The 12298-nt window shown below is 52.0% G+C and carries 12 protein-coding genes; 2 read left to right on the forward strand and 10 right to left on the reverse strand.

Features of this window, described 5'->3' with window-relative positions; translation table 11 throughout:
* The first annotated feature begins 156 nt into the window (after window positions 1-156).
* A complete protein-coding gene (gene plsB, locus BZG25_RS06885) occupies window positions 157-2607 on the forward strand; it encodes a glycerol-3-phosphate 1-O-acyltransferase PlsB (RefSeq protein ID WP_046074638.1) in 2451 nt (816 codons plus the stop codon).
* An 85-nt stretch (window positions 2608-2692) separates the two neighbouring features.
* Here the strand turns inward: plsB and ubiA are convergent, their stop codons facing one another.
* Window positions 2693-3547 (reverse strand): 4-hydroxybenzoate octaprenyltransferase, encoded by an 855-nt coding sequence (gene ubiA, locus BZG25_RS06890; RefSeq protein ID WP_046074637.1) that lies wholly within the window; start codon window positions 3545-3547, stop codon window positions 2693-2695.
* Window positions 3544-4086, reverse strand: coding sequence for a chorismate lyase (locus tag BZG25_RS06895; RefSeq protein ID WP_046074636.1), 543 nt, complete (start codon window positions 4084-4086; stop codon window positions 3544-3546). Before BZG25_RS06895 ends, ubiA begins: the two co-directional genes overlap by 4 nt.
* A gap of 157 nt (window positions 4087-4243) precedes the next feature.
* On the opposite strand from BZG25_RS06895, the gene BZG25_RS06900 reads away from it, so the two are divergent.
* The gene (locus BZG25_RS06900) at window positions 4244-4660 is read left to right on the forward strand and encodes a flagellar basal body-associated protein FliL (protein WP_046074635.1); all 417 of its coding nucleotides are present in this window, start codon (window positions 4244-4246) and stop codon (window positions 4658-4660) included.
* Here the strand turns inward: BZG25_RS06900 and BZG25_RS06905 are convergent, their stop codons facing one another.
* The 8 genes from BZG25_RS06905 to ftsY all read right to left on the reverse strand — a co-directional run.
* Window positions 4661-5455, reverse strand: a complete 795-nt coding sequence (locus tag BZG25_RS06905; RefSeq protein WP_077638730.1) for a DeoR/GlpR family transcriptional regulator — start codon at window positions 5453-5455, stop codon at window positions 4661-4663.
* Window positions 5456-5542: 87 nt separating this feature from the next.
* Entirely contained in the window at window positions 5543-6904 is a 1362-nt protein-coding gene (glpT, locus tag BZG25_RS06910) for a glycerol-3-phosphate transporter (RefSeq protein WP_046074634.1), read from the reverse strand.
* 252 nt (window positions 6905-7156) lie between these two features.
* Window positions 7157-7987 (reverse strand): rhomboid family intramembrane serine protease GlpG, encoded by an 831-nt coding sequence (glpG, locus tag BZG25_RS06915; RefSeq protein ID WP_046074633.1) that lies wholly within the window; start codon window positions 7985-7987, stop codon window positions 7157-7159.
* Between the two features lie 23 nt (window positions 7988-8010).
* A complete protein-coding gene (gene glpE, locus BZG25_RS06920) occupies window positions 8011-8346 on the reverse strand; it encodes a thiosulfate sulfurtransferase GlpE (RefSeq protein WP_077638726.1) in 336 nt (111 codons plus the stop codon).
* A 319-nt stretch (window positions 8347-8665) separates the two neighbouring features.
* A complete protein-coding gene (gene rpoH / locus BZG25_RS06925; protein WP_369795704.1) occupies window positions 8666-9517 on the reverse strand; it encodes an RNA polymerase sigma factor RpoH in 852 nt (283 codons plus the stop codon).
* A gap of 133 nt (window positions 9518-9650) precedes the next feature.
* Entirely contained in the window at window positions 9651-10589 is a 939-nt protein-coding gene (gene ftsX / locus BZG25_RS06930) for a permease-like cell division protein FtsX (protein WP_077638727.1), read from the reverse strand.
* Window positions 10582-11250 carry a cell division ATP-binding protein FtsE gene (gene ftsE / locus BZG25_RS06935; RefSeq protein WP_046074629.1) on the reverse strand — a complete coding sequence of 223 codons (669 nt, stop codon included), beginning with the start codon at window positions 11248-11250 and terminating at the stop codon, window positions 10582-10584. The genes ftsX and ftsE overlap by 8 nt, the downstream gene beginning before the upstream one ends.
* Window positions 11251-11252: 2 nt before the next feature.
* The coding region (ftsY, locus tag BZG25_RS06940) for a signal recognition particle-docking protein FtsY (protein ID WP_077638728.1) at window positions 11253-12298 on the reverse strand (1046 nt) is incomplete at its 5' end.

Below are 12298 nucleotides of genomic sequence, written 5' to 3' on the forward strand. Positions count from 1 at the left end.
GAAAAGCACTAATTAACGCCACGAGAAGCCGATCTCATTATCGCGAATATCGTCGATTACGCGCAGGCTAATGGCAAATCTCGACCTTTGTTTGCAAGTTCGCGGCACTTTTCTGCTATCCTTGGCGCGCATTTTGAATTTGAGGCACTGACAATCATGGCTCTCTGGCAAAAGATTTATTACAAGCTATTGAATTTGCCGCTTTCTGCCTGGGTAAACACCCAATGTATTCCCTCTGAACCGGTCGAACAGCTTAATCTGTCACTCGCACGCCCTATTGTGTATGTGTTGCCGTTTCAGTCTCACACCGATTTATTAACCTTACGGCGCACCTGCTTACGCCAGGGGTTGCCCGATCCGTTAACGCCCTTGACCATTGGCGATGTCACTTTGCCGCGCTACGTGTTTATTAGCCACGGACGCAAGGTGTTTTCTGGGGATGACGATCTGCCTGCGCGCTCGCTCGCGCATTTTAAAGACTTACTTCACTTACACCGCCAAGATAGCGAATTAGATATCCAGCTCGTCCCAGCCTCCGTGCTATGGCAGCGCGATCCGGGCAATGAGACCCAGCGCCACCAAGCGATTCTGCGGGCGATGAATGGACCAGAAAAACTGTGGACCATCCTCACCCGTGGCCGCGATGGCATGGTGCGACTTAGCCAAGCGGTATCGCTACGCTATATGGCCGATAAGCACGGCACCGACCAGGCTATCGCCCATAAACTGGCGCGCGTGGCGATGATCCATTTCTCACGCCAAAAGCTCGCCGCTTCAGGGCCGCGCTTGCCCAACCGTGGCTTACTGTTTAAGCGGCTGCTTGCGTCGAAAGCCATCGACAAGGTGGTGCACGATGAAGCGCAAACGCGCGATGTGTCAGTAGACAAAGTGCGCAAAGAAGCGGTCGATATGATGGAGGAGATCGCCGCCAACTTTTCCTATCGCTTGATCCGTTACAGTGACCGCATTCTTACTTGGCTGTGGAACAAGCTCTATCAAGGCATTCATGTCAACAACGCCGAGCGTGTGCGTCAACTCGCGCAAGATGGCCACGAGATTGTCTACGTGCCCTGCCATCGCTCGCACATGGATTACCTGCTACTTTCATACGTGTTATACAAAGAGGGCTTGGTGCCACCGCATATCGCCGCCGGTGTGAACCTCAACTTCTTCCCGGCCGGCCCCTTATTCCGCCGTGGTGGTGCCTTCTTTATTCGCCGCAGCTTTAAAGGCAATCGCCTGTATTCCACCGTATTCCGTGAGTATCTCGCAGAACTGTTTGCCCGTGGTTACTCGGTCGAGTACTTTGCCGAAGGCGGCCGTTCTCGTACAGGCCGCCTACTGCCAGCGAAAACCGGGATGCTCGCCATGACCCTACAGGCGATGCTTCGCGGCCAACAACGCCCTATCACCTTGGTGCCTGTCTATATCGGCTATGAGCACGTGATGGAGGTCAACACTTACGCCAAAGAGCTCCAAGGCCAGCGCAAAGAGAAAGAAAGCGTCGGCCAAGTATTAGGGATCGTGCGTAAGCTGCGTAACTACGGCTTGGGTTACGTGAACTTTGGTGAACCCATTGCGCTCAACCAACACCTTAATGAGCAGGTGCCTGACTGGCACGATTACATTAACCCGATGGAGCCGCAAAAACCGGCGTGGATGAATCCGGTCGTCAGTGATTTGGCGACCAAGGTAATGACCCATATCAACGATGCCGCCGCGACCAATGCTCTCAACTTGTGCGCCACCGCGTTGCTGGCCTCACGTCAGCGTGCCTTAAGCCGTGAAGCGCTCGAGGCCCAGTTAGGGGTGTATCAAGCCCTGCTGACACAGGCTCCCTACTCGGCGAGCAGCAGTGTGCCTCAAGATTCACCGGCGGATCTGGTCGATCACGCGTTATCACTCAACAAATTGGTGGTCGAAAAAGACACCATGGGTGAAGTCATTTCTCTGGATCGCCAGCAAGCGATCTTGATGACCTACTATCGCAACAATGTCATTCATCTGGTGGCGCTGCCGTCGCTGATCGCGCAAATATTGGTGACCCACAAATCGATTAGCCGATCCGGCTTGCGCGCCTGCGTGCAGCAATTGTACCCCTTGCTTAAAGCGGAACTCTTTATGAGCTTTGACCAAGCCGGCCTTGAAAGCTACTTCGAAGCCTTACTGCACGCAATGCACGACCAGTCGCTGCTGTGCTGTGACGATGGCAAAGTGACCATGAATAATGCCAAGCTCGGTGAGCTGCAATTACTCGGCCGCACCATTGCCGAAACGCTACAGCGCTACGCGATTACGCTTACCTTATTCAGCCACCAGCCGCATATTGATAAGCGTGATTTGGAAAAACACAGCCAGATGCTGGCGCAGCGACTCAGCCGTTTGCATGGGATCAACGCCCCTGAGTTCTTTGACAAGCGAGTGTTCTCCATTTTTGTCGACACCTTGCGCGAGCAAGGCTATTTGGACGATGATGCCAAGGCCAATGCAGAGCGTATCGCCGCGCTCAACGATCTGGTATGTGAGTTGATTTCCCCCGAGGTGCAATTGACCATTCAAGCAGTGCTTAATCAGCCATTAGGCACGAATAAGGCGGACAAACGCTAAGCGAAACGGCCCACTCATACAGCCCTCCTGACAAAAAAAAGGCGCTTCACCACGAAGCGCCTTCTCTTTCTTTATCCAAACTCGGCTACCCGTATACACCCAACAATACACCAATAAAAATCACTAGGCCGACGTAGTTATTGTTCAAAAAGGCTTTGAAGCATGCCATCCGCTCGCGCTCTCTGGCGAGGTATTGCTGATAGACAAACAATGCAAAGGCGGCCAATAAGCTCCACTGATAGGCTGGCGACAGCGCCAACCACTGCCCAGCGAGCATCAGCAGCCCGAGGGTTAATAATTGTAAGCCACCCACCGTCGCTTTATCCCAGCGGCCAAATAGAATCGCCGTCGATTTGATACCAATTTTCACGTCATCGTCTCTGTCGACCATGGCATACAAGGTGTCGTAAGCGATGGTCCAACAAATATTGGCGAAAAACAGCAACCAAACCACTGGTGGCAGCGCATTTTGCGCCGCCGCAAACGCCATTGGGATCGCCCAGCTAAACGCCAGCCCTAATACTAACTGAGGCAGATGGGTGTAGCGCTTCATAAAAGGATAAATAAACGCCAGCGCGACGCCGACAAAAGAAAGCTGAATGGTCAAACGATTTTGGGTGAGCACCAGCAAAAACGCACCGAATACCAACATAATAAAAAAGCCGAGCGCTTCTTTTTCGCTGATCCGTCCGGCTGGTAAGGGCCTGTCTTTGGTGCGCTTAACATGGCCATCGAAATGGCGATCCGCATAGTCGTTAATGACACACCCGGCGGCACGCATCATATATACCCCGAGCACAAAGACCACCAGGGTTAGCAGTGACGGCATGCCATCGGCAGCGAGAAACAAGGCCCATAAGGTTGGCCATAACAGCAATAGCGTGCCTATGGGCCGGTCTAGACGGGCCAGCTGTCCGAAGGCGGCCAGTTTTGCGCTCATGCAGGGATCTCCTTTCCATACACAGGTGAGCTAGGCAGAAATAATTCCGCCACTAGCATGGGGCGATTGTGGAGCCAAAGCCGAGAGCGACGCGCATGCAACTGATGGGACAGGCACGCCACATTAGCGGTTTCAATCGCATCTCGCCGTGAGGCGCGCTGCTTAAAGACATGTTGGCCTAGTGGCTCTGTTCCCAAGGCATGCAAGTGTCCCCCTTGTCCTTCTAAGGTGGAGGCCGGCATCAAGGTACGCGCGCACAACCAAGGAAGTCCATCGCCTTTTAATACCACTTCACGCACCACACAAGCCTCTTGGCCAATCAGCGCCACTTCGCTGTCGGTCAGTTTGTCTGGGGTTAATTGATAAACGGCAATCACATCCACGTCAAAGTCATGACAGTGCTGCTTCAACCTTGCTGTCATCGAATGTGATTCGAGTAACCAACTGCCTTCTGCGGTGCGCTTTAGCGCCGCAATATCTGGTCGCTCCCAGCGTGCCGTTTGCAGCGCTTCTAAATAGGTATGATTTAATTCCGACATTGTTTCCTGTGCCACATCGCGCAAAATTCGCCTGTCCTTACCGCTAAGGGGGGGACAATGTTGCTATACTCGGCTGGTAATTGTATCAGGCTGGTTGCGTTTGGAGAATGCGCTCAGCCTATCCCTGTCACACCATGAACGGAATAACTGGGTCACTATGAGTAAAAAACAACCCCTATTAATGGTCGTACTGAGCGTGTTGTTCTGGCTTAGTGCCGCCGTCCATGCACAAGAAGAGGGTGAGGGTAACCCCAAATACAGTTACTTTTCCTTAGAGCCTGAGATTACCACCAACTATGTCACCGAAGGCCGTCGATTAGGTTTTATCAAGGTGAAAGTCGAGTTGATGGTCGATAACCCCAAACTCGTCAGTGAGCTGGAGTATCACTCTCCCCTGATCCGCGATGTGATTATTGAAACCCTAAACCAGCAAACCGCCACCCAGATAAAGTCGTTGTCTGGCCGAGAAACGATTCGCAAAACCTGTTTAGAGAAAGTCAACGAGCACCTACTCGCCGAAACCAATCGCCGCATGCTCACCGACCTGTTATTCACAAAATACTTATATCAATAATCACTCAGCCGTGACGTTAGCGGCGGGCTCAGGGTGGCTAATCACCTCAAGGTGGCTTCCCTGTGCGCTCAGCATGTCACGGATCTGAGCTGGTGGCGTTGCGTCAGTAAAGACCATATCCAGCTGGGTGATATTGCCCAAATTCACCATGGCATTGCGGCCAAACTTGGTATGGTCTGCTGCCAGCATCACACAACGACTGTTATCAAGAATGGCTTTTTTGACGCGCACTTCATGGTAGTCAAAGTCGAGTAATGAGCCATCATCATCAATACCACTGATGCCAAGAATGCCAAAGTCGAGCCGAAACTGAGAGACAAAATCGAGCGTTGCCTCACCGACAATCCCCCCATCGCGATTCCGTACCTCGCCGCCCGCAATAATCACCGTAAAGTCCTGCTTTGGCATTAAGATCGCGGCCGCATTCAAGTTGTTGGTCACCACGCGCAGGTTATGATGGTCTAGTAGCGCACGTGCCACCGCTTCAGGTGTGGTACCAATATCGATAAACAAGGTCGCCCCATCAGGAATATGTTTGACCAAGGCCTGTGCGATGGTGTCTTTTTCTTGCTGCTGAAGCACCTTGCGGGTCGCATACGCGGTATTTTCTGAGCTGGACGGCACCGTCGCGCCACCATGATGACGACGAATGTGGTTCTCTGCCGCCAATTCATTGAGATCGCGTCGAATCGTTTGCGGGCTGACATTGAAGCGCTCAACCAAGTCTTCCGTGCTCACGTATCCTTGTGACTTAACCAGATCAATGATTTGCTGATGACGTTTGTTTTGCTTCACTGCTTCTCCCCTTACAAAAAAAGCCCCCGCGATCACGAGGGCTTCCTAGTTTACGCATAGCCACTAGGCGATGCCAAGACAGATCACTTAGACAGCGTGCACAGCTGTGTCACGACGCACACGATGCTCCCCGACCCATGCCAAACACAGGAAGAAGATAGCCAACCCACACCCGCCGGTGAGCAGCATAAAGCCACCATCCCAGCCAAAGTGGTCGACGGTATAGCCAAGCGCGATGTTCGCGACAACCGCGCCACCCAGATAGCCGAATAAACCGGTCAGGCCGGCCGCGGTGCCCGCCGCTTTTTTCGGTGCCAGCTCCAATGCATACAGGCCAATCAGCATCACCGGCCCGTAAATCAAGAAACCAATCGCCACCAACGCTACCATATCGATGCCCGGGTTGCCGGCTGGGTTAAACCAGTACACCAACACTGCCACGGTCACCAGCACCATAAACAACACACCGGCAGGTGCTCGCGCCCCTTTGAAGAATTTATCAGACATCCAGCCACATAATAAGGTGCCTGGGATCCCCGCCCATTCATAGAGGAAGTAGGCCCAAGAGGATTTATCCACGGTAAAGCCTTTCGCTTCATCAAGATAAACCGGTGCCCAATCGAGTACGCCATAGCGAATCAAATAGACAAAGGCATTGGCAATCGCGATATACCACAGCAAACGGTTCTTCATCACGTAGGTGACGAAGATATCTTTGGCGGTCATCTCTTTTTCAAACGCTTCCTCGTCATAGTTCTCTGGATAATCGTCTTTATACTCCTCAATCGGTGGCAAGCCACACGATTGTGGGGTGTCACGTAGCGTTAACCAGATAAACACCGCGACCAATGCGGCAAAAAATGCAGGTACATAAAAAGACGCACGCCAGTCATCATTAAACAGCCACAAGCCGAGCAAGAATAGCGGCCCAATTAAGCCACCCCCGACGTTATGCGCCACGTTCCAAACCGACACCAGCTCACCACGCTCTTTCCGTGACCACCAGTGCACCATGGTGCGCCCACAGGCAGGCCAGCCCATACCTTGTACCCAACCATTGATAAACAGCAGGATAAACATGATGGTAATGCTGCTGGTTGTCCAAGGAAGAAAACCAAAGCTGAACATCACCAACGATGACATTAACAGCCCAGCACTTAGGAAATAACGTGGGTTTGAGCGGTCAGAGACACTGCCCATTAAGAATTTTGATAAGCCGTAAGCGATGGACACAGCGGCGAGCGCTACCCCCAAATCACCACGACTAAAGCCATATTCATCAATCAAATACGGCATGGCCAAGCTAAAGTTTTTACGCACGAGATAGTAGCCGGCATAGCCGATAAAAATCCCGATAAACAGTTGCCAGCGCAGTCGAGTGTAGGTGTCACCGATCTGCGCTTGGGGCAATCTTTGCCGGTGAGCAGCCGGACGGAAGATTCCAAACATGAGAGGGTCCTCAGTAAGATGTACGCGATGGATTTATAAAAGGATAAAAATCAAAGAAGTGAGCAATAAATTTTCGTATTCGCTCAACGAGTAGAATAATTACTCAAATTGAAAACAAAAACCGTGAAAGCGAACATAAAAACATAGATCTGACGCAATAAAATTGCGCTTACGAACAAAAAAAGAGCAGTTACCTGCTCTTTTTTCTTTACGCGATAGAGATAATGCGATGTAGACAGAAGTACCGATCCGCTAAGAATGGCGTTTCGCGTCCCACAGAGCGAGCAAACAGCCAATGATCAGACCAAATAAATGCGCCATATTGGCGATGTTCATGCCCATCGGCTGGAAAAAGCCAATCACCAACCACGCCAGCATAAAGACAACATATGGCTTTTCGACCGTGAGGCCACGCGATGGCGCCAGCCAAGTCATCCACCATAAATAGCCTAACAGCGCGTAAACCACGCCCGAGAGACCACCAAAGTAAGGCCCTTCCAACCAATACTGACCGAGTCCCGAGAAAAGCGCGGCAAATAAAAAGATTTGAACCAGCTTACTGCTACTGCCGAGGCGCTCGATGCGACCACCAAGCACCCACCACCAGAGTAAGTTGAAGATAATATGCAAAGCGGAAAAATGCAGGAGCGCATGGCTGAATAGACGCCACAGCTGCCAGCGCTGACCACTATCAGCCGGAAACAGTAAGCTGCGTACGACAACCTCAAACCCGCCCAGCGTCATCAACGCAAACAACACCACACTGGCGCACATCACCGCCAAGGTCACTGGACCAGACTTATCTTTGACCGTTTGCCATAACCCTGAGGAGGGGTAGTGAAAACGGGCATGGCGGGTTTCTGCCACCTGCCAAGACGCCGCTTGATAACGGCTATGCATGGGGTCAGCGATAAACCGCTCCAGCTCGCTATCCACCCAGGCTTTATCGTTGTCGTTCACCAACCAAATCGCCACCTGCGTTTCCGGCTCAGGGGCGAGTTCAAGAGTGACGTGATGCGCTGCCGCATAATCGACAAACGCCTGAGCCAAGCGCGCATTTGGCAGTACCGCGATTTTTTGCATGAGCTGTCCTATTGAGGCCCCTATTAAATATCGATACCCGACGCGGTGGGAAGGGCTTGACGTTGCCAGGCTTCAAACCCGCCATCGACACTATATACCGCATCGAAGCCTTGATTGATCAAGTACTGCGCCGCGCCTTGGCTGCTGATCCCGTGATAACACATCACCAGCACCGGCTGATCAAAGTCAACCTGATCCATAAACGCCACCAAGGTATCGTTCGTTAGGTGATACGCATCTTGAGGGTGCGCAACCTGAAACGTTTGTGGATCGCGAATATCCACTAATACTGCATTTTGCTGATCATCACGCAGCATTTCCCACGCATCGGTCACAGAGATGTGTGCAAACTGATCCATACCTTTTACCCCTTCACTCACAAAGTTATTCCCAGCTGACGTCACACGAGGATAACGTGCTCCTCGAAACAAGTCCGCATTGTACCTGAGTTTGATCTCACACGTCTGCTTCCCCCCGCCAACAGTGTTCGTTTTTTAGTCGACTGTGGAAAAAGGTGTGGATTGCGTTGATAAGCGATGATCGTCATACCGGATCCACTAGATGTAGTAAGGATCCAGGATAAGCTGTGAATAACCTCTTCAACACTTTTCTTTTTCCCTGGCAACAGGCATAAAAAAACCGGCCTCATGGCCGGTTCAGCTTTGATCGAAGACGATCTTACAGCGCATCACCCATTGCTTGTTTAAGCTTTTTCATCGCGTTCTTCTCTAGCTGACGGATCCGCTCCGCCGACACTTGATAATGATCCGCGAGATCTTGCAGCGTGGCTTTGTTGTCGTCTAACCAACGAGAACGGACAATATGTTGGCTGCGCTCATCCAATGCGGATAGTGCACTGGCCAATCGGCGGTTTGCGTGCGACTCCCAGTTTTCCGCCTCTAGCGACGCGGCAATATCTGAGGTTTTGTCCTCCAGATAATAGACAGGGGCCATTGGACCGCTTTCGCGCTCATCGTCGGCATTCGCCGGCGCTTCAAAGGTCGCATCCTGTGCGGCCAACCGAGCTTCCATTTCGCGCACCTCAGACGCTTCCACGCCGAGTTGCTCTGCGACCATATTCACTTCGTCGTTATTAAACCAACCCAAGCGCTTTTTGTTTTTACGCAAGTTAAAGAAAAGCTTACGCTGCGCTTTGGTGGTTGCCACTTTAACGATACGCCAGTTACGCAATACGTACTCGTGAATTTCAGCTTTGATCCAATGGACAGCAAAGGACACGAGGCGCACGCCAACTTCTGGGTTGAAGCGCTTCACCGCCTTCATCAAACCAATGTTGCCTTCTTGTACCAAGTCTGCCATCGGGAGACCGTATCCGGTGTATCCGCGGGCGATATGAACAACAAAACGCAAGTGAGATAGGATCAGCGACTTCGCCGCCTCCAAATCACCATGATAATGGAGACGCTCGGCCAGCGAATGCTCCTCTTCAGCGCTGAGCATAGGGTGGCTGTTTACCGCTTGCAGATAACCGTCGATGTTATCTTGAACAATCGGTGCCAATGCGTTCATCTCTTTTGTCATTCAAACCTCGTTTCCGAATCGTCGAAGACCGAATTGCTGATTAAGCATGCAAAAATATACCCAAGCAGGGGCAAACTGCAAGCCTTTATCTGTCTGTTGTGAGTCTATGACCGTATTAACCCTACACAGGTTCAATTTCTTTTAAATGTCGGCGCGTCGCCAGCAACGCCGCCAACACTCCTAGTAGGATTGAGCCCATTAACAATAGCAAAGATTCATCCCAATTGAGTCCGCTAAGGGTAAAGGGACTGTCATAAAGCTGTGCAAATTGCCGCACCGCCCCATCCATCAACCAGGTGTTTAATCCGGTGAGTAACCACGCGACGATCGCCGCCAGTCCGCCCAACCATGCGCCCATATAAAGATAAGGCCGTAAGATAAAACGGTCGGTGGCTCCTACCATTTTCATCACTTGGATCCGTGCACGATGATGGAGTACCTGCAACCGCAAGGTATTCCCCACAAGTAGCACGACAGCTGCCAACATCAACCCGGAAAAAAGCCAAGCAAGTGTAATGGCCAGTGTTTTGATCGCGTCCAACCGTGCCAGCCAATCCGTATCTAACCGCACTTCCTCGACTTCAGCCAGTGCCGAAAGCTTGTCGGACAAGGCTTCCACACGCGCGGTCAAAGAGATGGCGTCTTCTCCATCTGCGGGGGTTACGTCAGGCACCACCACCAACACAGCAGGCAGTGGATTATTATCTAACAAGCTCACCGCTTGATTAAAGCCTCGCTGCTGTTTTAGCGACGCCATACCTTGGTCAGGCGAGATGTATTCAATGCTATCAATGGCGGGCCACTCCCCCAGCTGCTTAGCCAGTGCTTCACCTTGCTGCGACGATTGATCCGGCGTTAAGAACACATTGAGCTCTGCAGGGCTATGCCACTGCGCACTCACTGCTACCACATTCTTGGCCAATAAGTAGAAGGTCGCGGGTAAGGAAAGTGCAACTGCTAACACCATCAAGGTGAGTAGATTCCCCATCGGGCGTTGAAACAGATCTCGCCAAGCAGTGGAGGCATGACGCTTTTGCGTCTGCATAAAAGATTCAGCCATGACTGACCTCCGCCAAACTGCCTTGCTGGAGATCAAACCGCCTAAGGTGGCGGTACTGCTCAAGCAAGCTGGTGTCATGGGTCGCCATAAGAATGGTCACGCCCACTTGGTTGAACAGGCGAAACAGCTCCATAATCTGCGCTGACAAAGCGGCATCGAGATTCCCCGTTGGCTCGTCCGCCAACAGGACTTGCGGGCGATTGACCACCGCCCGGGCAATCCCAACGCGCTGCTGTTCGCCCCCTGATAGCTGAATCGGGAAACAACGCGCTTTATCCAACAACCCCACTTTATCTAACGCCGCAGACACGCGTTTTTTGATTTCACCCTCTGGCTGCTGCTCAATTCGCAGCGGTAACGCCACATTCTCGTAGACAGTCGCGTCCATCAGCAGGTTATGATCCTGAAAAATAATCCCTAAATGGCGCCGTAGAAACGGAATGTCTTGGCGCGGAATGCGGGAAATATCATGGCCATTGAAGTAAATCTGCCCATCACTGGGACGTTCAATGGCGCAGATCAGTTTCAGCAGCGTACTTTTCCCAGCGCCAGAATGGCCGGTTAACAACGCCATATCCCCTTTGGGAAGCTCAAAGCTGACTTTTTGTAGCGCCTGACGACCGCCCCGATAGGCTTTACTTACCTGCTGAAACTGAATCACGGTTATTCCTCCCGGCTAAAGAGCGCCTCGATAAAGTCGTTGGCGTTAAAGGTGCGTAAATCTTCAATGCCTTCACCGACACCAATATAGCGAATCGGAATATTAAATTGTTCTGCCACAGCAAAAATCACTCCGCCTTTGGCAGTGCCGTCTAATTTTGTCAGCGTAATCCCCGTTATCGGTGCAATTTCATTGAACAATTTCGCTTGGCTGATGGCGTTTTGTCCGGTACCGGCATCCAGGGTCAGCATCACTTCATGTGGGGCACCCACATCCAGCTTTTGCATCACGCGCACAATCTTGCGCAGCTCTTCCATCAAGTTGGCTTTGTTCTGCAAGCGCCCGGCGGTATCCGCAATCACCACATCGACGTTACGCGCTTTGGCCGCTTCAATCGCGTCATACAGCACAGAAGCACTGTCTGCACCCGTGTGTTGCGCGACCACGGGCACCTGATTGCGTTCGCCCCAAGCTTGCAGCTGTTCCACCGCGGCCGCACGGAAGGTATCACCGGCAGCCAGCATCACAGATTTACCTTGATCTTGGAACTGGCGTGCTAGTTTGCCGATGGTGGTCGTCTTGCCCACTCCATTGACCCCGACCATTAAGATCACGTAAGGCTTTTGGTCAGTCAGCACCAACGGTTGCTCGACCTTTTCCAACATCTGCGCCATTTCTTGTTTAAGAATGCCATACAAGGCTTCGCCATCTTTTAGCTCGCGGCGACTGGCTTTATCGGTCAGGTTATCGATGATTTTAGTGGTCGCTTCCATCCCCACATCGGAGATAAGCAGCTGCTCTTCGAGCTCCTCGAATAAGTCATCATCGATTTTCTTACCGCTAAACAGGCCAAAAAATCCAGAACCTAAGTTGGTTTTGGTTTTTTGCAGGCCACGCTTTAGGCGGGCAAAAAAGCCTTCACGTTGCGGTCTTTCACGCTCGCGAACCGCAGCAGATTGTGGCTCTGGCTCTGGCTCTGGCTCTGGCTCTGGCTCTGGCTCTGGCTCTGGCTCTGGCTCTGGCTCTGGCTCTGGCTCTGGCTCTGGCT

The sequence above is a fragment of the Salinivibrio sp. ML198 genome (genome assembly GCF_001996015.1).
GTDB classification, from domain to species: Bacteria; Pseudomonadota; Gammaproteobacteria; order Enterobacterales; family Vibrionaceae; genus Salinivibrio; species Salinivibrio siamensis.